Raw genomic sequence first — 22,241 nt, forward strand, 5'->3', positions numbered from 1 at the left:
TTAAAAATCAATAAAATGAAAAAAATCATGTTAATGGTGTTCACGGTAATTATACTGGCTGTTACACCTTCTGCCAAGGCACAATTTGTTGTCACTGACCCAGCTAACCTGGCTTCCGGCATTCTTAACAGTGCTAATGAAATCATACAAACATCTTCCACAGTTTCCAATGTGGTCAAAAATTTTAAGGAAGTAGAAAAGGTGTATAAACAAGGTAAGGAATATTACGACAAGTTGAAAGCGGTCAGTAATCTGGTAAAAGATGCGAGAAAGGTACAGCAAACTGTCTTACTTGTTGGAGACGTATCTGAAATGTATGTACAGAATTTCGGCAAGATGATGAACGATCCGAATTTCTCACAACAAGAATTGGCTGCTATCGCCAATGGTTATTCTGCACTATTGAATGAAAGCACGGAGCTACTGAAAGAATTGAAGCAGATTGTTTCCTCATCCAGTCTTTCATTAAACGATAAAGAACGTATGGATATCATCGACCGTGTTTATAAAGAAGTTAAAGAGTACCACAGCCTTGTACGGTACTATACCAGTAAAAATATTTCGGTCAGTTTTCTAAGAGCTAAAAAGAAAAATAATAGCAAAAGAGTACTTGAACTTTACGGAAATCCTGAACAAAAATACTGGTAAACTATGGAATTTAATAATCTTCATGAAGTTCTACGCTCATTGTATGATGAGATGGTACCTCTGTCCGCCGATATGGCGGCTGTAGCAAAAGGACTCGCCGGATTGGGGGCTCTGTTTTATGTAGCTCTCAAAGTATGGCAGGCACTCAGCCGTGCAGAGCCTATAGATGTATTCCCCTTACTACGTCCGTTTGCTTTGGGATTGTGCATTATGTTTTTTCCAACTATGGTTTTGGGAACTATCAATGCGGTACTCAGTCCCATAGTAAAGGGCACTCATGCTATACTGGAAAACCAGGTGCTTGACCTTAATGAGTTGCAAGCTCAGAAAGACCAATTGGAATACGAAGCTATGGTACGAAATCCCGAAACCGCCTATTTAGTTTCCAATGAGGAATTTGACAGGAAGCTTGAAGAATTGGGATGGTCACCCTCTGACATTGCTACGATGTCGGGAATGTATATGGAACGTGGTATGTATCAAATGAAAAAATGGATAAGGGATGCTTTTCGGGAATTTCTGGAAGTACTCTTTCAGGCAGCCGCTCTGGTCATAGATACCATACGGACGTTCTTTCTGATTGTCTTGTCCATTCTGGGACCAATAGCCTTTGCTATTTCTGTGTGGGATGGGTTTCAGAGTACGCTCACACAATGGCTCACACGGTATATCAGTGTGTATTTATGGTTACCTGTGGCTGATTTGTTCAGTTCTATGCTTGCCAAAATACAATCATTGATTCTTGAAAGAGATATAGAGATGCTTGCCGACCCAACCTATATCCCTGACACTTCAAATACGGTTTATATCATTTTTATGATTATCGGTATCGTAGGATACTTTACCGTTCCTACAGCCGCAGGCTGGATCATTCAGGCAGGAGGTGCCGGAAACTTTATGCGTAACGTGAACCAGACTGCTATGAAAACTGGAAATATTGCCGGTGCCGGTGCTGGTTCTACCGCAGGTAATATCGGAGGAAAATTAATGGGTAAATAATAAAATTTAAATCATTTGAAATGGAATTTAAAACATTAAGAAATATCGAAAACAGCTTTAAGCAGATAAGGCTGTATGCTATTGTCTTTGCGGTACTCTGCATTGGAGTTGTAGGATATGCCGTTTGGCAGTCCTACCGCTTTGCGGAGGAGCAACGACAAAAAGTCTATGTGTTGGATAACGGCAAATCACTCATGTTGGCACTCTCTCAGGACGCTTCTATAAACCGTCCGGTTGAAGCTCGTGAGCATATCCGTCGTTTTCACGAATTGTTCTTCACGCTCGCACCTGAAAAGAATGCTATTGAAAGCAATATGAAAAGAGCATTTAATCTTGCCGACAAATCGGCATTTGATTATTACAAGGATTTGTCCGAAAAAGGATATTACAACCGTATCATATCCGGTAACGTACAACAACGTACTGAAGTGGACAGCGTAATCTGCAACTTTGATACCTATCCGTATGCTGTTAAAACTTATGCAAAACAGTTCATTATCAGGTCAAGCAATGTGACAAGGCGTAACCTGGTTACATCCTGCTACTTGGTTAACTCCGTTCGCTCTGACAATAACCCACAAGGCTTTACAATAGAAAAATTTGCGGTGTTAGAAAACAAGGATATTGAAGTTATAGAACGCTGAAGATTAAGCACATGAAACACTTACTTGATTTAGACACGTTCGTGAAAACCCTTATTGATAAAGGATACTCTGGTTTTTTTCATACTGAAAGTTCTTATGCAGGCAAATTAAAGGATAGCATCAGTGAATTTTTGGAGGCTTGGGGCAAAGGCAAAGAAGCACCATTAGTAGCAAGCCATTTGCATCTATCTACATATCTCGAATGGAATGGTGAAAACAAGCCAAAGATTGAATGTGATATGTGGGTAAAATACGAGAATGGGAAATTTGATTTACAGGAAACGGAAATGTATGTAAGAAGAATAGATCCTTATGGACAACTATTGAAGCAATCTAAGCTAACCAACTTTACAACAAGCTCGTTTCCCATGATAAAAGAAGCCATTTCCCAGGTGACTGAAAAACCTAAAGAACATATCTCTTCCTGCAAAAGAGGGTTCAGAATGTAATAACCTCAAATAATTAAAGTATGAAAAAACTAAGGGAAAGATTGGATAATTGGTTTAACAAACTTGATGAACGTTGGCGGTCGTTGCCTGTAAAGAGACAACATAAATATACGCTGCTTTTTTTTATGGGCTATCTGCTTTTAACGGTTATCGTCATCGCAAAAGTTTGGTTCGACACCTCTAAGCCTAATCCCACTATAGAGATCAGACATATCGAAAATCCAGTTATACAGAAAAAGAAATCCGAGACGGGAGGATTGGATTCATTGTCAAACATTTTAAAAGAAAAGTTTTATGAAAGAAAATGGAAATAAAAAATTGGGAGTTCGGGTTACGGAAGGTACCCCGAATGAAAACCCTGATGTATTGCAGGACAATGCACAGAATAAGACTGAAAAGTTGAAGAAACCAATCATATTTGGTTTGATGGGAATCGTGTTTGTTGGCTGTATGTGGCTCATATTTAAACCATCAGAAGATAAAAACAAGATAGAGGATATTGGTTTAAACGATGCTGTACCACAGGCTACGGATGCAGGTTTACAGTCGGACAAACAGAAAGCTTATGAGCTGGAAATGTTGGAGCAGAAAAATCAGGAAAAGCGTAATGGGTTGACCACATTAGCTGATTATTGGAATACAGATTCAGCAAACTCCATGGAACCAGATCTTTCTGAAGAGGCACAGGGAAATACGGGTTTATTCAGTGGTAATCAACGTAGAGGAAGTAATCCTGCACTAAATAGTTATCAAAATGCTCAAAGCGTTCTCGGTTCGTTCTATAATGAACCCAACTATGAAACACAGGAACTTCGCAAACAATTAGACGAACTGAAACAGCAATTAGCAGAAAAAGACGTGGTGGCACCCGATCCGGTCGAAACCCAATTGGCACTTATGGAAAAGTCCTACCAGATGGCTGCGAAGTATCTACCGACCAATACTCCCTCTCAGCCTACAACTGTCGTTCCCGGTTCTGAACTTCCGACAACAATACCTGCATCATCATCTACTACTCAAAAAGAACATTTTGTAGCATTTACACCTGTCAAAAAAAGTGCTGTGTCAGCATTGTACAGAGAGCCAACAGATAGTGCATTTCTGGCAAATTGGAGTGAAACCCGAAATCGAGGATTTTACACCGCAGGTGTTTCAGAGCAGGTAATACAGCCAAAAAACAGTATTCGTGCTGTAGTACAGGAAACACAGGTAGTAACCGGAGAAACTGGTGTTCGTGTTCGCATATTAGAAGATGCGAAAACTCCGAACCGTACCATTCCAAAAGGAACGGTGTTAACGGCTACTGCAAAATTCCTAAATGGAAGATTGCAATTAAAGGTGACTTCAGTAGAACTGGAAGGAAACATTATCCCTGTAGATATCACCATATACGATATTGATGGTCAACAGGGACTATATGTACCTTATTCTCCTGAAATGAATGCCCTGACGGAAATAGCAGCTAACATGAGCCAGACTTCAGGTACGAGTATTATGATGACACGTTCGGCAGGTCAGCAGGTAGCAGGCGATTTGAGTCGTGGTGTGGTACAAGGAGTTTCCGGTTATTTCTCTAAGAAAGTCAGGACGCCTAAAGTAACGTTGAAGGCTGGACATCAGGTGTTTCTTGTGTCTAAAAGCTAATAAATCAAAAAATATAAAGATTAAAATATGAAAACGATAATTAAAAGTATGCTGATGTTAACCTGTTTGGTTGGACTGATCGGCAAAAGCCAGGCACAAAATGCCAATAACACATCCAAATTAGCAATGGGTAAAGTAGAACCTTATCAAATGGAAGTAACCTATACTAAAACCTCGCATTTGATATTTCCAGCGGCTATTCGTTACGTGGATTTGGGAAGCGAGTATCTGATAGCGGGTAAAGCAGAAGATGCCGAAAATGTATTGCGTATAAAGGCTACCGTACGTGATTTTGAAGAAGAAACGAATTTTTCGGTGATTACCGAAGACGGCCGTTTCTACAACTTCAATGTCTTTTATAGTTCATACCCATCGTCATTAAATTATGACTTGTTGACCATGCAGAAACAACTTAGCCGGGAAAATGAAAATGATGTATTATTTGAAGAGTTGGGTAAGAACTCTCCATCATTGGCGGGGTTGCTGTTGGAAACTATTTACAATAAGGACAAGAGGATCATCAAACATATCGGGTCAAAAAGCTACGGCATACAGTTTTTGTTGAAAGGGGTTTATATCCATAATGGTAAGTTTTATTTCCATACTGAACTACGAAATAAGAGTAATGTTCCGTTTCAGATTGATTTTGTGAATTTCAAAATTGTGGATAAGAAGATTGCAAAACGTACCGTAATACAAGAAAAACCAATGAAGCCACTACGCATATACAAGCCTCTTGACGAAATTATTGGTAATACTACGGAGCAAAACGTATTCCTATTGGATCAGTTTACAATTACGGATGATAAAGTGCTATTGATTGAGATTTTCGAGAAAAACGGAGGCAGACATCAGGTTTTGCAAATAGAAAATTCCGATCTGGTAAATGCAAGACTTATCAATACGATGCATCTCAAAATTAACTAATCAAAAAAATAAGGCAATGAAATATTATATATATACAGTGATATTGATACTTATCGGTATCACATCGGCAAACGCACAGCGGATGGTACCCAAACAAAAAGCACTTGAAGTAAGTGCTGGAATATTATCAGATGATAAAATTGGAAATGACTACTATATAAATCTGGCAATGACAGTAAACGGTAAAAACGGAAATTACTGGCTATGGGCACTGGAATATAACCATGAATATTCTAATTACAAAGAGCTTGAAATACCTGTTGAGACCTATATGGCCGAAGGAGGATACAGTCTTCGGCTGTTGGGAAACTTCCGAAAAAGTATCAACCTAAACGCAACACTCAACGGAGTTATTGGCTACGAAACATTTAACCGTGGAAAGGAAATGCTTTTTGATGGAGCCGAAATACTGAACGAAGAAAGTTTTGTCTATGGAGCCGGAGGACGTTTGTCTTTGGAAACCTATTTGTCCGATCGCTTTGTATTACTGATACAAGGTCGTACTAAAGTGCTTTGGAATACATCAAGGGACCAGTTCCGACCATCAGCGGGAATTGGATTAAGGTTTAACTTTTAAAACATAAAACTATGATAGTAATTTTCAATAAATTCAGAATAGGATTGTTTCCACTTCATATTTTGCTGGCAATCCTGATAGGATCAATAACTTTGAGCTCCTGCGATAAAGAAGAGCTGGAAATACAACAAGATTATCCATTTGACGTAAATGTAATGCCAGTTCCTTCTGAAGTAGCGAATGGTCAAACTGTGGAAATCCGTGTTACAATACAGCGTACAGGAAATTACAGAAATAACGCTTACTACATTCGGTATTTTCAGTTTGACGGACAGGGGGCACTTCGTTACTACAATGAACCGCCTTATATGCCTAATGATTTGTACCAATTACCACAAACGCAGTTTCGGTTGTATTATACTTCAGCCTCGACGGTATCCCAATCTTTCGATATATGGATATCTGACAGCTTTGGAAACGAAAAACAGATAAGTTTTCAGTTTAATAGTAGTGATTAAAGGGTTTGTTAACTATTCAATTTACAACGACTTACCTTTCGGTAGGTCGTTTTTTATTTACTGTTAATTTGTATATGGTTTCATCAATATTTGCTAAATTTATCTTCATGATATTGAAATAGATTGATTATGGAAACATTGGTTTTAGGTATAATAGCATTGGTCTTTGGGCTTGGTCTTCGTTACTGGATCAATCGTCGCAAATTTTATAGAAGAAGCTCTACAGGAGCAGAGGGATTCTCAAGTTATGAAAAGTCTGTTGTAATTTCTTTTATTGAACGTATAGGAAAACTAGCAAGCATCGTACTTATCATATTCGGCATTTTATTTCTGTTTACATACTACGGGTCAAAAAAAGATAAAGATAAATCTGAAAGATTAAAATCTAATACTTCTATACAACAGCGATAAGCCAAAATCTACCTCTCATAGCCAAACAAACCTTCCAAAAGTATAAGAGTAATTATCCTTATTAAATTCACTGTTCACAGCAAAATGAAGAACAGTTATGGAAGTAATCGCGATACAAAAATCGGCTTTTAAAAGTCTAACTCAAGAGTTAGATGATATGCTTGAACTTACTCAGACGGTAAGTCAGGCATATGCATCCATTTTCAAAGAAGAAAAGTGGCTGGATAATCAGGAAGTATGTTTGATGCTAAATATCACTAAAAGGTCATTGCAAACTTATAAGGATAAAGGTTTATTACCTTATTCCAAACTCAACAGAAAGAACTATTTCAAGCTGTCAGATGTAAAGGCTTTGCTGGAATTTAATAAAAGCATTAAAGAGGAAAGACATGGAACTACTGACTGATGATGCTATGGAACTGGCATCCCACAGAAAAAAACTGGAAGAGCTTAGGGAAAATATAGAGTTGATACTGCAAAATTTCCGGCCAGTAATGAACGGTGAAATATACCTGTCAGGACAGGACGTGTGTAAGTTACTGCATATAAGTAAACGCACTTTACAACAGTACCGGGACGATAAAATTTTGCCCTTCGTTCAGATTGGGGGCAAAATCATTTTTAAGCAATCGGATATTGCGAACGTATTGGAACAAAACTATGTGATGAATAAATAATAATCTGTAAGCTGAATAAGCATTTTGATAGTTGTATAACATTGTGAACATTATTATCTTTGCTTAGTAAAATATAAAAATCTTAAAGTGTTTTTGCTTTAAGTCTTGGTACTGAAAACTGGTAATTTTTAAGACGACAAGACAATAAGTAGGAACGCTCACGCTATAGGTGTGGGCGCTCGCTTATTCGTTGTCGGGTATACCAGTGCCTCAGTATCGATAAGTTGTAGTGGCCTGCACTTTCTTTTTTTTGCAGTACTCTACTTAATCGAATAAATAATTTGATATGGATACTGACACAAAACAAGACAAAGTTTCGATTGCATTTATCAATGACAAAAGTCCGATAATAGATAAAATATGTACTGATTTATTAAGTGCAAAATTTGAAATTTTATTCCAAACTGAAAACATTGAAAACGCAATATCTGAATTAGAAGTGATCAAAAAATTACCAGAGATCTGTATTATTGATCTTGATTTTTATGATAAGAGTATATTAAAGCAACTTCAAAAATTAAGAAACCTTTATCCAACTATTCAACTGATCGCACATAGTGATATTGATGATGAAAAAATCGCAAAAGATATAATTGATATTGGTTTTTTAAGCTATTTCTTACTTGGTACTGATATAGATGATTTAAAAAAGGCTCTTATTGATTCTGTGTAGACGGTAAAAATGTTTTCAATTCCTTTAAATTAATCGAAAATCTTGGGAACTATCATAATAAAACATCTCAATTTCAGTAGGTTGCACATTAATAGATTGGTAACCGTCCTGATCTAATCTACATGCTTTTGGATTACATAGTGCATGGAATGTAGATACAGCTATTTTGCCCCATGGATATTCATAGAATGTATTTATCTTATTTGGGTTTAGTGTGCATTTAAGAATCATGGGAATTCCTAAATTATTTATTTTAGCAGAAATAGAATCCATCTCGAAAATTGGCATATAAATTTGTTCTCCTCCAAAATTCACCAGCAATGGTTCTGCACCGCCATTGTAAAGAGCAGAAGTTGTGAAATTAAAGAATAAATAATTATCTCTTGACTCTTTTTGTCTATAATCAAAGTGCTTGTTCCAAGCTTGTAGTACAGTTTCCAGTTCATTACTTGAAAGTAAGTTGCCGTGATTATTGATAAAGCATTGTCTTATCTCCTCGCCGGTTCTACACCTAAGCCCCTGTTCAATAATATGCTCTGGAATTGCTCTCGTGTAATGAAAACCATAAATACTCGCTTTAAGGCAAACTTCATTGATTTCCTTTACCAGCTGATTGATCTCTTTACCTTCTAAGATATGCTCCAAGAACTCGTTGTCTAAAAAGGTTTTTTTATGTTTTTCAAGCTTATCTATATAAATCTTAGGAATGCCTATTAGATTATTGAGATTTATATTTTTTTTCATAAACGGAACTTATTATTAAAACGTCAACCAGTTCAATTTCCATAAAAAAGAAAATAATTCTACCTGCAAATAGTCTTTAGTTTCTCGATAGTTTTCAACATCATATTGGTAGATGAAATCATCAAGTAATTCATTTTCATATGCAAATTGTGTTGCGAGAAAACTACCAGATTGAATTTCGGCCACATTCCTAACAGCACGTGACAATTTACTCAGATTAGACAAAGCTCCTTCAGAAACAAATTGTCCCTTCTGTATTCTCATATCTTCAATTTGTGATAAAAGATCCTCCTGATCAAAGCTTTCATACTCAGGATTTGCTACACCTTTTATACCACCTCTGTCAAAGTACCATTTTTTATGACCTCTAAGTAAGGATACTTTTGGAAATGTAGAATTTGCTACAATAGTCTGCCCAGAAGTATGATTGTAAAGATCTTGCTGTTTGTGGAATACTGGAGCTGCATATATAACTAAGGCATCCGTACCAAGTTCCTTCTCTAACAATTCTAGAGCAGTCTGTTGGTGAGGTGTAATTTCAAAATACCAGTGTGCTCCTTTAATGTGCGGTTTAAGACCTTTTTTTGATCTCGATGAATAATCGGAACGCTTTGCTTGTATGAAGAGATTTAGATTGAAATCAGGTAATATTTTTTTAGGTTTTGATGTATTCCAAATATATCTAAACTTTCTTCTGTGAAGTGATAAACCACCTAGGGGAGAGCTAAATCCATGTAAGTTCCATAAATAATCGTTAATACATAGCGAGGCTCTATCAATGCCTACTATTTTTTCAAAGACCTGTCCTGGTTCCCATAATAGATTACTACCTTTTTCAAGCTGGTTGAATAATGGGCCTCTAAATTCGCCCTCTTCAAATTCTGTCATATATTGTATGTAGATTATAACTGATTTAACTCTTCTTCTTTTATTATCCTGATTTCGTTGCCGAACTTCTGTTTGAGTTCATTATCTGTTACTGAATGTGGGAAAGCCATTGCTAATAGATGTCTTGGTCGAGATAATGCCACATATATTAATCTTTTGGTTTCATCAGGAAAGCCATTGTCAATATTTGATATGTTATCAAATGTGATATTATCTTTATGTTTCCTTTCGTTGAAAAAAACAAGAATAGAATCCAAAGTTTGTCCCTTTACTTGGTGTATCGTAGTGATGGGGATATTGAACGTAGAAAAAGATTTTTTAAAATGTTGGCTTACAGTTTCAGCAAGCGTAGATTTTTCTAAATATTTCGATTTTCGACTCCGTAGATTAAAATCTACTTCATGGCTAAGGCCTAATTTACTTTTTAAAAACTGCTGAGTAGCAGCTGTCCAATCTTGAATTGTTTTACTAAAAGCTGGTAATTCATCTAAAATAGTAATCATCAATGAATTAAAGTAAGGATCTATACTTTTTTCTTTCTCAATCTCTTTCAATAAATGATAATCAGCCTCATCAGAATGCATTAGGGGTATACAAATGGTTCTGATTTCTTTTATTGCATTTTTAATATCACCACTTGTGTAAAGATTTTTAGCATATATAATTTGTTTTGGCAAGTCTATACCCCAAGGTCTCTGTTCTGTTTTTGCTCCTAACAATGCGTCTTTCAACGAATTTCCTCGAACAACAATACAGCTACTGATGTATTTTTTCATTGAACAAGAGTCATCATAATGTTTAATAATTAATTGATGATTCACGTTTGAATATTTATAAATTACAATCGAATCCGTTATATTTTCACAATCTACGCTATTGATTTTTAAATCATCTGATCGACGAACTTTTGAAAATATATCAATTATACTTTGAGGTGATCGTCGGTTATCAGTTAAGTCGTAAGAGTTCCATGTTGCGTCATTTTCGTACTTTCTTAAAAATTCAGAAGGCTTTGCATCTCGCCACTCATATAAGCTTTGGTAAGGATCTCCTATCAGTTCAATATTGTTAAGGCCTTGCTTCACTAATTCTTCAAATATGGCATGCTGCATTAGTGAATTGTCCTGAGCCTCGTCTATAATAATAAAAGGAAATCTTAAACTAAGCCATCTGCAAATTTTAGGATTATTTTTCAGTAGGTGAAGGGCTATAAATGCTGAATCTCCAGTTGAAATTAATCCTTTTCGAAATTGAGCATTCTTGATGAGTTTACAGTAGTTGTCAAAATTAACTTTTTCAACTTTATCAGATGATGGTTGATTTCCATTAATAGAAAAAGATCCATTTGGCTCAATTCTAATTTCACTGGGAGGATATAGATGATAAATACTTCGATTATTCTTTGCCTTGTATTCTGGATTATTAAGTGGTCTTAGTAAGCCTTCAAGTGTTTTGCCATTTTTAACATAAGTGGTCTTCCACATATCATCTAAGATCGTTGTGTGGTCGAGTATTTTTGGTCTATTAAAGTCTCGATTAAGTAGGTTATAAAATGGAAGAGTAATATACTTATTTATAAAACTATCAATAGTTGATACATGATTAGGGAATTGAAGTGATTTACCCGCCAGTTTCCTATAGGCTTCATTGATTTCATCTTTAGCAGAGTTAGTAAATGATAAACAAGCTACTCCCGAATGCCCTCCAACTTCTTTTAAATTCTCTAAATTTAATATCTTCTTTGCGATAGTAGTTGTTTTTCCGCTTCCAGGACAGGCATTTAAAATAACTTTTCCTCTAGCTTGTAAGTAAGCCAGTCTTTCTTCATTTTCATAATACATTACAATCCATTTTTTAAATGAGTTAACGCGTTCAATATATATACCGGAACTATAAATGAGGCTTTTGCCTCTTCCAAATTATCAATTAAATGAATTGAGAAATCCTGTGCAAATTCAGCTTTGTCAGGGAACGTTTTCCATAAGAGAATCGCAACTTTTCTTTTTTCCTGTTCAGACATCAAATCTGCTGGAAACGTTGACATGTATGTGACTATATTGCTGATTTTATCACTTACTATCATGTCAAGATACTTCACTAAAAAGTTGTCCTTAAAAGCACTTCTGTCATTGTTTACGTTATGCGATGCTATTTCATATTCCAAAGTTTTAAATGACTCAAAAATCTTTATATTTTCAGCCTTGTTTTTAACAGAGTTTAAATTCCTAATTCTTGATACAGCGTTACCTTTTTGGATACAATCATCTAAAAGATCTAGCACGGTGGTATCATTTATCAAATTCTTAAAGCTATAATCAGATTTTTTTGAGTCAGTAAACCTGTCATCGTCTGTAATGATGGAAATAGGCTTGTTTATTCGTTTCAGTACATCTGAGTGATTAAAAAGGTAAAGGAAGGGATAAAATGAAGTTCCTTTTACGTTTACAATTTCCGTCCGGTAATCTTCAAGTTTATAGTCCTCTAAAAGAGTAAATGCTGATATCAAAAGTTCCTCTGATATTCCCTCAATGAATAAAATGGATTTTGCGAATAGAAGCTGAGATTTGGTTACGTCAATGTACCTCTGAAGTTTCTTCATTCTATTCTCAAAATCTGTATCCAACAATTCTTTGCTTTTAGTAGTATCTTCAATTATTTTTTCAGATTCTCTATTTTGAAATTGTTTATCCAGTTTTGTTGCTTTACCACAATCTAATAAAATAAGATTTTTAAGGGGTACTTTTGAAGTCAACGTTGGTGAATGGGTAGTTATAAATAGCTGGCTGTTTTCAGTCGCATTTGCATTATTTAAAAAGTTATAAAGGCTTAGCTGTAATTGTGGGTGAAGGTGAGATTCGGGTTCTTCGATTAGAAGTGCAAAATGAGGTAGGCCATTATCCTTAATCTGTTCTTTTATATCACCTAGAACAACTGCTATATAGATTAGATTGTTCAATCCTAAACTATTTTGCCATAAATGAAACCCCTCATCCATCAAAGTAGCTCTATTATGTGGAAGATAAGGTTTGATTGCATTAACTATATATTCTGTTTTTGCTTCCTCAATTCTGACGCCGATTTTATTGTCAATAACTCTCTTAAAAATACTTTCGAGATTCGTGTTAACACCATCTCGCGTATTTTTAACTTCATCACGTTCTAACAGCTGAGAATTTGCATCTTTTATTATCTGTTCTATTTGCAATTCCGACTTTTCTCTCTTTACAAATCGTCTTATAACTTTGCCCAAAATATTATTTCTAGTACTCAACAGATCCTTGGTACTATCCCTTAAAGCTCCTAAATAATAATGCTGAAAAAGTTCGAAGGTTTTATAGTCTGCTTTTTGACCATCAATATTTCCGGTATTATAAGTGAAATATGGATATTTTCCGTCTTTTTCTTCATAAGAGATGGATATTTTAGCATAATCTTCCTCAATATTATTGGGATCAATTACCATATATTCATAAAACCCTCCTTTTTGAGCGGTAGATAATCCTTTAAAAATATAAGTAATGGTTATTAGGGTAGATTTATTAAGTGTTTTATGACCATCATTGTCGATTGCTTTTTGATGGAAATCATCGGATGAAACTGATAACTCCCTTATAGGTTCTCCAATATTGTATAGTAAACGTATGGCATCAATAACAGCTGATTTACCGCATCCATTTTCACCAATAATAATATTTAGTTTTGGATCAAATTCGGTTTCAATTACCTCAATTCCTTTGTAGTTTTCAATCTTTATATAAGCTAAATGCATTTTTTACGTTAATTTGGTTTAATCTAATAAAAGATCGACAAGCTATTAACGCATCAATTTAACTGAAACATAGATAGCATTTTAATGCCTTAGGCTAATTTAAAAAAAAACAATAAGGAATAATGCATTAAGTAGAAAAATTGAACAAGATTTTAAATTCCCACAGTAGATTACTGAATTTACTTCTTTCCACATCTGGACTAGCACCGATGTATTCTTGGGATATGCTCTTATTATCTCTGTAATATATTCTTAATAATTAGTTGGATGAGAAAAATGTTGAAGTGTTAATGTTTCTGTACTATTACATATCTCACAATTATTTTTAATGAATTCAATTCTTCTTTCTCTCCAATCTTTAGAATGCCACAATCGCTGTCCACCTTTGAAATCAATCCAGTATTGTGATTTTGCAATTTCTAATGTGATTTCATTATTTTCCAACTTGTCTTTTAATTGGATAATTTCGTTATATGTCAGCATGATATTTTGGATTTATTACTCGACGAATATAACTAATACTAAAGCCCGTACTGTGAGAATTGGTGGTTAAAAAAGCACTGTTATCTGTATTACTTACGCAAAATTAAATAACACTAACTCAACCAATATTTTCTTATTTGGATCATCCGGATTTTTAAACGAGAAAGTGAAATTTGTTTGTGCTCTTTGATTAACCAAACCTTCACACAGTTCATGTGCTAATATTGCGTTTCTCGATTTTTCTATTACATCGGTAAAATTCTTAGTATCACGATTGAAAATTACCAAAGCAACTTTTTCATCTCTCCAATTCACATAATTTGATAGTAACTGATTTAACCCATCAATTAGGTACTTTTCACCTTTCCATAATTTACACTCTGCAATAAAAAGATTATTCCCATTATTGTCGAACATTAAAATATCTGTTTTTCCGTTTCTATTAAAAACTTCACCTTTAGCAGAATGATTCTTTGAAATAGAGTTTAAGAAAGGAATAAAGTAATCTCTGTATCTTTCTTCATCAAAACGAACATTAAGAGATTTGAAACCTTCTAAATTTTTACCGAGAATATTCATATAATCAATAACTTGGTAAAATGCTTTTTCACTGACGCCAGTAACGGTTTGGTCAACGAATTGCGGATCAACAGGAGAACCATTAAAATAGTTTTCAAGTGTTAGAGCGACTTCATCTTGTGTTTCTTCTATTTCGTATAATTTTGATGGATATATTGTTAAGTCAATATTACCACTTTTTTGCTTCGTAACATTTGACTTATGTACTGAGGCTAATTGTTGTAAATGATTAGCAATATTTTCAGGATCAATTCCATCTTTTAGAAATACTTTTAAATATTTCTTTCCAAAAGTTTCTCTAATTTCAAATGTATAATTTTTGGGCATATCGTTAAAAATAGTATTGAAGGGAACTAGCCATAGCCTTGCAAAAGAGTGAACTTTATAAGATCGAACGTTCAATTTTGCACTTGCGTTAGCAGAACCATTTTTCGTTTTTGCTAAAATACAAAAAAGAGGAACCGAAAATGGTTTTTACGGATAAAAATCATGAATCATGATTCATGAATCATGATTCATGAATCTTGAATTAAAAAAAGAAAAACAAAAAGCAAGTGGTTTTTTCGAAATAGGGAGCCGAATCGTTTAAATTGCTCTTAACTTTGCTCTTTTGCCAAATTGCATGTTAGTAGCTGGAATGCTTATAATCTTCGTCTACGCTTTCTATATCCAATAATTGGAATTCCTCTCCATGAATATATTCCTCTATTTGATGAGTACAATGTTTGTCGATTTTCTCTTTCTTTTATTTGGTCTTGCTTTCTAAATTCATTTATGAATTCCTGAACTCTCAAAGTCCATTCACCATTTGTGGTTGTATTCAAAAAAGCTTTACGTGAGATTTCTGCAACTTTTGCATGTCTACCAACCTGTGGAAATAAACAGTAAAGATTATTTCGTAAATCTTCTGTATCATCTATTGAACTGTTTCCTCGAAAATCAAAGATTACAGGTACAGAACTTTTAAGCCAAGCTTCTGGAAAACAAAACTCTGGAAAACAAACCTCAAAAATCCCCGACTTTTCAGTTTGATGCACTTCACTAATTCCGTCTCTTTTCCATTCCTTTAAAAAACGAGGATAATCTCTTTTTAGTCGCGTGCCATCCACTATCCAAACCATGTTTTTATAAAACTGTTCTCGTGCAGTTCGCTCTTGAGGATTAATGTTCGAATGTTGAAACTCTATTACGAGGCTATGAGCGGTACGAACATCAGCAATATGTTTTTCTTTTGTTCCATTATCAAACAAAGATATTTCTTGCCAATCGGATGGATAATTGTTTTTCCAAGTTCGGTGCCACTCTGTTTCTGGTTCCCACCAATTGTCACAATCCGTTTTGCTTTTATGTGCCCAATGCCATATTTTTCGTGTACCACATTTTGCAATAACTGGCTTCGAACAACAACAACACAATCCGTTAAGTTTCGGTTGAGCTTCTGTCCGATTATTATCTATTAAAGCAAAGCGCATTTTTTATAGTCAGCTATCAATACATTGTTTTCACTTGCAAATTTACTCAAATAAAAATATCCTTAGGAATCGTTAAGGTAAAAACCAATAATAGCCAAGCGACTTTCTTTTGCTTCTTTTCTTTGGTCGCAGATGTGGAAAGAAAAAAAGTATTTACAAGGCAAAAGAAAATTTGATTTGCATCTTTATCAAACAAAATATAGTAATTATAATTTATTTAATACTTGCAGTCGGTGTATTAAATGCTCAAATAATTCTTTTGTAATGTCAAACTTTGACACATGTGGCAAATATTTATTTCTTATTAAGACTTCTGTAAATCCATCATTATTAGATTTAGTATCATCATTAATATTTCTAATACAGGCGTCTAAACAGTCAACAGCTTTAGCAAATTCAGCTTCTCGTGTGGCTCTTTTTTCATATTCACTGACAATTTTTTCAAATCTTAATTTATTAGGAATAAGTGTTTTGATTTTTTCTAATGCTTGTTCTTCTTTTTGATGTTTGAGTTTCATTTCCTCTGGATTATTGAATTTGGCATCTCCTGCATAAACTTCAACAATATCATGGTAAATTAAATACTCAATAACTTTTAATCTGTTTAATGGTTCTTCAACATAATCGATTAGAATATCCGCAATCAGCAAACAACTCCAAGAGTGTTCTGCTGTACTTTCTTTTCTTCCCTTTACATTGGTACCACGTTCAACATATTTTAACTTTTCTAATTCGGTTAATGCTATAATCAATTTTTCCATTCAATGTAAATTATCTATTAAATATCCTTTTATTACAAAAATATAAATTAAAGTTGCCTAACAGACACTGCTTAAACTAAACTGTAAAAATAACAAAAGGGATATTGTCGTCCATTTTTCTAACGGTTCAGATTGGTACGGTCACTGTTAAGATTATGCTTAACTCTAAAGCGAACGCAATGAGCATTCTTTATAGCCAGTTATTCATACATTGTATTTACTAGCAAATTTACTCAAATAAAAATATCACTAGGAATCGTTAAGGTAAAAACCAATAATAACCAAGCGGCGTTCTTTTGCTTCTTTTCTTTGGTCGCAGATGTGGAAAGAAAAGAAGTTCGCTAAAACAACGAAAGGGATACTGGAATATCCCTTCAAAAACAGATCGCAACCTGTTTGATAAAATGTGAAGTGAGGACGGTGCGTAGCCTTACATTTTGGCAAAGGGGTTGTACCGCTTAAATGCAAAAAGACTGCCCCGACCATCGGAGGGAGTGTCTTTTTGCGGCCCGATTTTGGCTATCGGGCGACTGGAATAGGCTGTGACCTAAAATCTTTCAGATTGAGAAAAAAACCTCTGTATTCGGTCAATCCATTACGAAATAAACCCCATAACAAAGAACTACCCATTTGAGCCAATGACGAATTGATATATAAATCCTGTTTTTCCAATGCTTCAGCTAAACTGCAACTTGGTGTATCGTCTTGCTGTTCGGACTGCTTTAACAAAGCACCAAATTCATCTGTAACCATTGGCAGATTAGCTACCGTTTCATATATATCGGAATTGGGTTGTTTTATATCTCCAATAGTTGATAACAATACTTGTCCTGTATATTGGCTGTTACCATAATCCAACCAGTATTTTGGTTTATGATGATAATATTTTCCGTTATCCAGTGCTTTTAATATTTCAGCAATACCAAATCTTGCCTTTACACTATCTACACAGGTAATAAAGATAGTAGCCTGTGCGTTTTCGGGAAGTTTGCCCAAACTGTCCTTTTCAAACTTCTGCGTTTCGGCTTTCCAATTTGTACCTGAAAAGCGGTTGGCTCGGTTGATTAGAGCAGCAGATTTATACAATCCTACTTCGCATTCTGCAAAACGCTGTCTGCCCAAATTAGCTTCCGTAATAACATCATCATCCCAAAGGCGAACGGACAATCCTGCGTGACCTAACGCAATCAAACTATGGTTCATTTCCATTAAGGCGGTCAAAACCTTTGAGCCTGTACCACCTGCACCGATAAGGTTTACCGATATAGGATTGGTTGCATTTATTAAACTATTGTCCGTAAAATGGACTTTTATTTTTTCGGTATTCATCGCAATATGTCTTTTAAGGTTAGATTACTTTTTGTCAATACTTCCATTGGAAAAGCTTCGCCTGTGGCAATTAAATTTTCCCAAAGGCTTACGCAATTTCCTTTTATCGGGTTATGACCGTGCATTAAATGACTGAAATAACTGTTAAAGAAAAAGCCTTCCCATTTGTTTGTAAATTCTTCCAATGAAGCGGTTTTCTTTATGCGTACATCTACTGTACCCATACATACATTGCCGTCCTCGTACACATTAAAAAAAGGAGCGTTGTAAAGCTTTGTTTTTATCGTAGGTCTTCTGCCATTTATTAAAGCGAAAACGGCTAAACCGCTTCGGTTCGCTACCCACAGCATAGGCGGTACATTGGCTTTGCCTTTGGGTATTCCCAGACTTTCAATAAAATACATTTCCCTTTGTGTGGCTTTGGTAAACCAAACCACTTTGTTTCCTGTCGGCTCAAAGTATAAAACCTGATTGCTCAATACTCCCTGCGGTTTCAATAGCGGTTCTTTTTCCTCTTTGGCGGTCTTCAAAGCCTTTGCCAATTGGTTCGCTTCTTTTACGGTCAAAGGGTGTGCATTAATGGGCATACCGTTTTTATCCATATCAAAATGCTCTACATAAGTATCGTTACCCTTTCCAGTAGTCTGATAAAATACCAATGCTGATTTTGGATAGTACAGCATTCCGAAATCCTGTGTTATATCGTTCATAGTTTTGTTTTTAAAAATTATTTAAAATGTAGGTCAGTTCGTTTATCATCGGTAACAAACGGTTTTCAAACTCCAATGTATTGGCGGTTATATCGCTTCCGTCAAACCGTTTGATAATAATCGGTTCTTCCATCTGTCCGTATTCCTGTAATTCGTTATTTACAGATTCTACTACATTATCCATTAGCCACCCTGTACCATCTGCACAGAAGGAAACATATTTCTCCATAGATATAATGTTTTCCATATCTTCTTCGTTGGCTTCGCCATTTGGTCGGGCATTGCGGAAGACGGTTGCATTGGGGTACTGCTCATAAATTGCATAGGCTTCCTGTGCTACTTTATAGCAATCAGCATCAATCTTATCTTTTGGTTTAAAGCGGTTTAAACGGTCTTTAAAGAGCCTTAAATTGGCTTCGTTATATATCTTCTGTTCCATACGGTCGCCAATCCATTCCGCTTGTGCAAATTCACTAAGATAGGTTTCTGTGTCTTCTCCATAATCGTCCTCTGTTACCCAATCTTTATGCATCTCATACATCCAGTACAGATAACTGCTTTCCTGTCTGTAATAGGGAATGTCGGCAATGTGGTACAGATAACTACAAACCGATATAAGCAGTTGAGCGGTATGTTTTCGCTTTGGGTCTTTCAACCAACGAAATAAGGGTACTACAGGAATATAATACAGCGTTGCACCTGTATTATATCTTTCCTCACTTGTAAAAAACACTTTCTTACTATCCTGTATCAGTTTGATTTCTTCCCAATCGCTTACTTTAAGTTTTAACTGTTCTTCTATATCTTTTAAAGCCAATGCGATATTGTACGGATATCCTAAAGCCTGCGTTGGTTTCGGAATGATACCGTAATGCTCTGCTAATTGAGAAAGGGAACGATAAAAATCCCTTTCCATTTTGATATTATCCCTGCAAGCCTGTACAGTTTCCGTTTCTTCCAGTCTTGGGAGAAACGAAGTTCTTAGAAAACCATTGGCAACATAGTTACTGGTACAGACTTTTGTTTGTCCTTTTGGATTTCGTTTGCGTCTTTCGGTCGTTGCATCCAGTTTGCGAACTCGCTCAACTGACGATGTAATTGCTTTTGCTTGGGTTCTTGGGGCATTTGGAATGTTCCCGATACGGTATGTCGTTGCATAAGTCATTGTTTTACTGTTTTGGTTTAACCTTTTGTTCCCATAGCACTTTCAAAGCGGTACTGTACGGTATCGTCTTTGATTTGTGGTGCTGATACTTTTGCGGTGGTCAGAATGGGGTATGTATTGGAATAAAAATTCATTACTGCCTGTACACTCCATTGCGGTTCGGGGTCGTTCAGTTTAATTTCCTGCCCCTTGTTATTTAATATGAAAACTCGTTGTAATTGCGTTGCTAATAACATAACATTTAATTTTTTGGTTAACACTTTTATTCTTCTTCACCTGCTTCATCAATGGGGTAATCCTCTGTAACTACAGTCGATTGTATCGGTTCGGGTGTTGTTTCTTCTGTTGCACCGAAAAGGCTCGGTGTGGCAAATTTGTCCGATAGTGAAGTTTTGCGTTTGCGTATGGCATCGGCATAGTCGGGAAAATCGGCAGGGTTCGGCACTTTCATCCACGCTTCACGGAATTTGCCCTCTTTTTCCAATTCGTCAGCCTTTGCCATAGCTTCTTTATACTTCTTGTCCCTGGCTTCTTTTTCTTTCTTCTCCTTATCGGCTTTTTCCTTTTCCATTGCCGATTGCTTTTTGACTTCCTCCATTTGTTTTAGAAACTTTTCCATATCTACCATCATGCCCGAAACGGTTTGTACTGGTGCGGTTATCTGCTCAAAAAATCCCTCGTCAAACTCCTGTGCGGTAGCATTGAATGTAAGGGGTGGAATAAGGTTTTTGGCGTTATCTCCGCACTCATCATTGTTAAGCATAACCGATACTATTAGCTTGGTTTCTGTTCCCTTTGAAATGTTCAGTTGCAATACTCCTGTAAAGTCCAACTGCTGTATCTGATTGAAAAAATTTGTATTCATCGTTCTAATTTTTTTGTTTGTCCTCTAATCGTTTTTTCTTTGCTGTCAGTTTATTGTACATATCTGTCCAATAAGCGTTCTGTCTTTTGTCGAACTCGGAGAAACTTTCGTCCTCGTGTCTGTAACCAGTGTACCGTTTGCTAATCTTTATGGCTTCATCAAGGTCAGTGACTTCGATAGAGCATCCGTTCAAATCCGTTACTTTCATGTTTAATAATATAAGGCTACCACCGTTTGCAAGGCGGTAGCCTGTGGTGTAATTAATTAAGTTGAAAAACCTCTTCACCGACTTTCTGAAAAGAGGTACACAGTTCAAATGCTTTCTGTGATTTGAGTTGAGCAGTACCGCCCATTACAATACTCTGTAACTTGGCTTCGTTGTCTTTGTAGCTTCTTACGTTCTGATAGTAGCCTGTTACTGCATTATATGCCCCGAACAATGTGCCTTTGGTGGTGTCCATTTGTTGGGTATCGCTTACCATTGCATAAGCAAAAGCATCTTCAACCACGTTTTTGAATACGGTGGAAACTTCATCTTCCGCACCTTTTTTCAGTAATTCCAATGTTTCCTTATTCGGACAAAGTGCCAGTTGGATTAGCTTTTTAACCTCTTGGTCTGATACTTTGACTTTCGTCCACTCATTGAAAATACCCTCTAACTGGTCGCTAAACTGGTTAGCCAATCCCATAACTTTATGAGCATTGTCCAAACGTTGTTTTGCTCCTGCGGTGTGCTTGATGCGTACCACATTGCTCATATTACGCAAAGAAGCGTTTAAGGTATTTTGGCAAACGATACGGATAGGTGTAAAAGCGGCTGTAATACTTCCGCTACCGTCGTGCGAAGTTGTTAGGAAGATGTATTTTTCTGTCACATCATCGCCATTGCCCACACGGATATAACTCGGCAATTTGGCTGTAATAAAAATGCGTTCCCCATTACCTAAAGCTCCTGCGGTTTCGTATAAAATACCGTCTGTACCGCCTACAATACTGTCAAAGAATGAAAAAGCATCCCTGTTTTGTACGATATGGTAGTCTTTACCCACCACACCCAATACGGCATTGTTATCGGTGCGTATGTTGGCGAAATAGTTATGTACTTCCAGTTCGCTACTGCCTATCTCTATGCCGTTAGTGGTTTCGATAATACCCGAACCTTTGGTAAAGAGTGGAGATTTTACCACTTCATAATCTAACCCTGCGTGTCTGATAGCCTGCTCGCTTGTCGGATAATCCTGTACGATTTGCCCCAAACCGTGCCACGCTTTTTCCTTTACACTAAAGAATGAGTAACGTCCTGTCTTGCTGTTGAAATTGATATTATGTGCCATGATATTGAAATTTTAAAAGTTTGAAAAATGAATAT

28 protein-coding genes are annotated in these 22,241 nt (G+C 35.9%); 13 read left to right on the forward strand and 15 right to left on the reverse strand.

From position 1 onward, the window contains the following. The first annotated feature begins 15 nt into the window (after positions 1 to 15). From B9Y81_RS09785 to B9Y81_RS09845, 13 genes are all read left to right on the forward strand, one after another. Positions 16 to 648 (forward strand): DUF4141 domain-containing protein, encoded by a 633-nt coding sequence (locus B9Y81_RS09785; RefSeq protein WP_058699756.1) that lies wholly within the window; start codon positions 16 to 18, stop codon positions 646 to 648. A gap of 3 nt (positions 649 to 651) precedes the next feature. Next, the gene (gene traJ, locus B9Y81_RS09790; RefSeq protein ID WP_058699755.1) at positions 652 to 1,647 is read left to right on the forward strand and encodes a conjugative transposon protein TraJ; all 996 of its coding nucleotides are present in this window, start codon (positions 652 to 654) and stop codon (positions 1,645 to 1,647) included. A gap of 20 nt (positions 1,648 to 1,667) precedes the next feature. After that, positions 1,668 to 2,291 (forward strand): conjugative transposon protein TraK, encoded by a 624-nt coding sequence (traK, locus tag B9Y81_RS09795; RefSeq protein WP_058699754.1) that lies wholly within the window; start codon positions 1,668 to 1,670, stop codon positions 2,289 to 2,291. Between the two features lie 11 nt (positions 2,292 to 2,302). Next, positions 2,303 to 2,740 carry a hypothetical protein gene (locus tag B9Y81_RS09800; RefSeq protein ID WP_058699753.1) on the forward strand — a complete coding sequence of 146 codons (438 nt, stop codon included), beginning with the start codon at positions 2,303 to 2,305 and terminating at the stop codon, positions 2,738 to 2,740. A 20-nt stretch (positions 2,741 to 2,760) separates the two neighbouring features. After that, a complete protein-coding gene (locus tag B9Y81_RS09805; RefSeq protein ID WP_058699752.1) occupies positions 2,761 to 3,054 on the forward strand; it encodes a hypothetical protein in 294 nt (97 codons plus the stop codon). Beyond that, positions 3,035 to 4,384 carry a conjugative transposon protein TraM gene (gene traM / locus B9Y81_RS09810; protein WP_058699751.1) on the forward strand — a complete coding sequence of 450 codons (1,350 nt, stop codon included), beginning with the start codon at positions 3,035 to 3,037 and terminating at the stop codon, positions 4,382 to 4,384. Before B9Y81_RS09805 ends, traM begins: the two co-directional genes overlap by 20 nt. 36 nt (positions 4,385 to 4,420) lie before the next feature. After that, positions 4,421 to 5,311, forward strand: a complete 891-nt coding sequence (traN, locus tag B9Y81_RS09815; RefSeq protein WP_394335448.1) for a conjugative transposon protein TraN — start codon at positions 4,421 to 4,423, stop codon at positions 5,309 to 5,311. Between the two features lie 16 nt (positions 5,312 to 5,327). Continuing rightward, complete coding sequence (locus tag B9Y81_RS09820) at positions 5,328 to 5,888, forward strand: conjugal transfer protein TraO (protein WP_058700047.1); 561 nt, start codon at positions 5,328 to 5,330, stop codon at positions 5,886 to 5,888. Positions 5,889 to 5,899: 11 nt separating this feature from the next. Next, complete coding sequence (locus tag B9Y81_RS09825) at positions 5,900 to 6,346, forward strand: DUF3872 domain-containing protein (RefSeq protein WP_058699749.1); 447 nt, start codon at positions 5,900 to 5,902, stop codon at positions 6,344 to 6,346. 129 nt (positions 6,347 to 6,475) lie between these two features. Then, positions 6,476 to 6,757, forward strand: a complete 282-nt coding sequence (locus B9Y81_RS09830; protein ID WP_221630283.1) for a molybdenum ABC transporter permease — start codon at positions 6,476 to 6,478, stop codon at positions 6,755 to 6,757. 97 nt (positions 6,758 to 6,854) lie between these two features. Further along, complete coding sequence (locus B9Y81_RS09835; protein ID WP_058699748.1) at positions 6,855 to 7,163, forward strand: helix-turn-helix domain-containing protein; 309 nt, start codon at positions 6,855 to 6,857, stop codon at positions 7,161 to 7,163. Continuing rightward, the gene (locus tag B9Y81_RS09840) at positions 7,147 to 7,434 is read left to right on the forward strand and encodes a helix-turn-helix domain-containing protein (RefSeq protein ID WP_058699747.1); all 288 of its coding nucleotides are present in this window, start codon (positions 7,147 to 7,149) and stop codon (positions 7,432 to 7,434) included. The genes B9Y81_RS09835 and B9Y81_RS09840 overlap by 17 nt, the downstream gene beginning before the upstream one ends. Before the next feature lie 286 nt (positions 7,435 to 7,720). Then, entirely contained in the window at positions 7,721 to 8,107 is a 387-nt protein-coding gene (locus B9Y81_RS09845) for a response regulator transcription factor (RefSeq protein WP_058699746.1), read from the forward strand. Positions 8,108 to 8,131: 24 nt separating this feature from the next. Here the strand turns inward: B9Y81_RS09845 and B9Y81_RS09850 are convergent, their stop codons facing one another. The 15 genes from B9Y81_RS09850 to B9Y81_RS09925 all read right to left on the reverse strand — a co-directional run bounded on the left by B9Y81_RS09850 (position 8,132) and on the right by B9Y81_RS09925 (position 22,206). Then, positions 8,132 to 8,851: a hypothetical protein gene (locus B9Y81_RS09850; protein ID WP_058699745.1), complete on the reverse strand. Its 720-nt coding sequence runs from the start codon at positions 8,849 to 8,851 to the stop codon at positions 8,132 to 8,134. Between the two features lie 15 nt (positions 8,852 to 8,866). Beyond that, entirely contained in the window at positions 8,867 to 9,739 is an 873-nt protein-coding gene (locus B9Y81_RS09855) for a hypothetical protein (protein ID WP_058699744.1), read from the reverse strand. Between the two features lie 14 nt (positions 9,740 to 9,753). Continuing rightward, positions 9,754 to 11,580: an ATP-dependent helicase gene (locus B9Y81_RS09860; protein ID WP_068791507.1), complete on the reverse strand. Its 1,827-nt coding sequence runs from the start codon at positions 11,578 to 11,580 to the stop codon at positions 9,754 to 9,756. After that, positions 11,580 to 13,508 carry an AAA family ATPase gene (locus tag B9Y81_RS09865; RefSeq protein ID WP_058699743.1) on the reverse strand — a complete coding sequence of 643 codons (1,929 nt, stop codon included), beginning with the start codon at positions 13,506 to 13,508 and terminating at the stop codon, positions 11,580 to 11,582. The genes B9Y81_RS09860 and B9Y81_RS09865 overlap by 1 nt, the downstream gene beginning before the upstream one ends. Positions 13,509 to 13,760: 252 nt before the next feature. Next, complete coding sequence (locus B9Y81_RS09870) at positions 13,761 to 13,991, reverse strand: hypothetical protein (protein ID WP_058699742.1); 231 nt, start codon at positions 13,989 to 13,991, stop codon at positions 13,761 to 13,763. A 93-nt stretch (positions 13,992 to 14,084) separates the two neighbouring features. Further along, on the reverse strand, positions 14,085 to 14,897 hold the full coding sequence (locus B9Y81_RS09875) for a hypothetical protein (protein ID WP_058699741.1): 813 nt from the start codon (positions 14,895 to 14,897) through the stop codon (positions 14,085 to 14,087). Positions 14,898 to 15,211: 314 nt separating this feature from the next. Further along, positions 15,212 to 16,042 carry a competence protein CoiA gene (locus tag B9Y81_RS09880; RefSeq protein ID WP_058699740.1) on the reverse strand — a complete coding sequence of 277 codons (831 nt, stop codon included), beginning with the start codon at positions 16,040 to 16,042 and terminating at the stop codon, positions 15,212 to 15,214. A 206-nt stretch (positions 16,043 to 16,248) separates the two neighbouring features. Further along, complete coding sequence (locus B9Y81_RS09885; protein ID WP_058699739.1) at positions 16,249 to 16,803, reverse strand: HD domain-containing protein; 555 nt, start codon at positions 16,801 to 16,803, stop codon at positions 16,249 to 16,251. Positions 16,804 to 17,322: 519 nt separating this feature from the next. Then, positions 17,323 to 18,132 (reverse strand): PRTRC system ThiF family protein, encoded by an 810-nt coding sequence (locus B9Y81_RS09895; protein WP_058699738.1) that lies wholly within the window; start codon positions 18,130 to 18,132, stop codon positions 17,323 to 17,325. After that, positions 18,129 to 18,842, reverse strand: a complete 714-nt coding sequence (locus B9Y81_RS09900) for a PRTRC system protein B (RefSeq protein WP_058699737.1) — start codon at positions 18,840 to 18,842, stop codon at positions 18,129 to 18,131. The genes B9Y81_RS09895 and B9Y81_RS09900 overlap by 4 nt, the downstream gene beginning before the upstream one ends. A gap of 10 nt (positions 18,843 to 18,852) precedes the next feature. Continuing rightward, positions 18,853 to 20,007 carry a hypothetical protein gene (locus B9Y81_RS09905; protein ID WP_058699736.1) on the reverse strand — a complete coding sequence of 385 codons (1,155 nt, stop codon included), beginning with the start codon at positions 20,005 to 20,007 and terminating at the stop codon, positions 18,853 to 18,855. 17 nt (positions 20,008 to 20,024) lie between these two features. Then, positions 20,025 to 20,243: a PRTRC system protein C gene (locus tag B9Y81_RS09910; RefSeq protein WP_058700045.1), complete on the reverse strand. Its 219-nt coding sequence runs from the start codon at positions 20,241 to 20,243 to the stop codon at positions 20,025 to 20,027. A gap of 26 nt (positions 20,244 to 20,269) precedes the next feature. Next, positions 20,270 to 20,872 carry a PRTRC system protein E gene (locus B9Y81_RS09915; RefSeq protein ID WP_058699735.1) on the reverse strand — a complete coding sequence of 201 codons (603 nt, stop codon included), beginning with the start codon at positions 20,870 to 20,872 and terminating at the stop codon, positions 20,270 to 20,272. Positions 20,873 to 20,876: 4 nt separating this feature from the next. Continuing rightward, positions 20,877 to 21,080 (reverse strand): hypothetical protein, encoded by a 204-nt coding sequence (locus tag B9Y81_RS09920; protein WP_058699734.1) that lies wholly within the window; start codon positions 21,078 to 21,080, stop codon positions 20,877 to 20,879. 52 nt (positions 21,081 to 21,132) lie between these two features. Then, positions 21,133 to 22,206: a DUF932 domain-containing protein gene (locus tag B9Y81_RS09925; protein WP_058699733.1), complete on the reverse strand. Its 1,074-nt coding sequence runs from the start codon at positions 22,204 to 22,206 to the stop codon at positions 21,133 to 21,135. Positions 22,207 to 22,241 lie beyond the last annotated feature (35 nt).

The sequence above is a fragment of the Massilibacteroides vaginae genome, assembly GCF_900178525.1.
Lineage (GTDB): Bacteria > Bacteroidota > Bacteroidia > Bacteroidales > Tannerellaceae > Massilibacteroides > Massilibacteroides vaginae.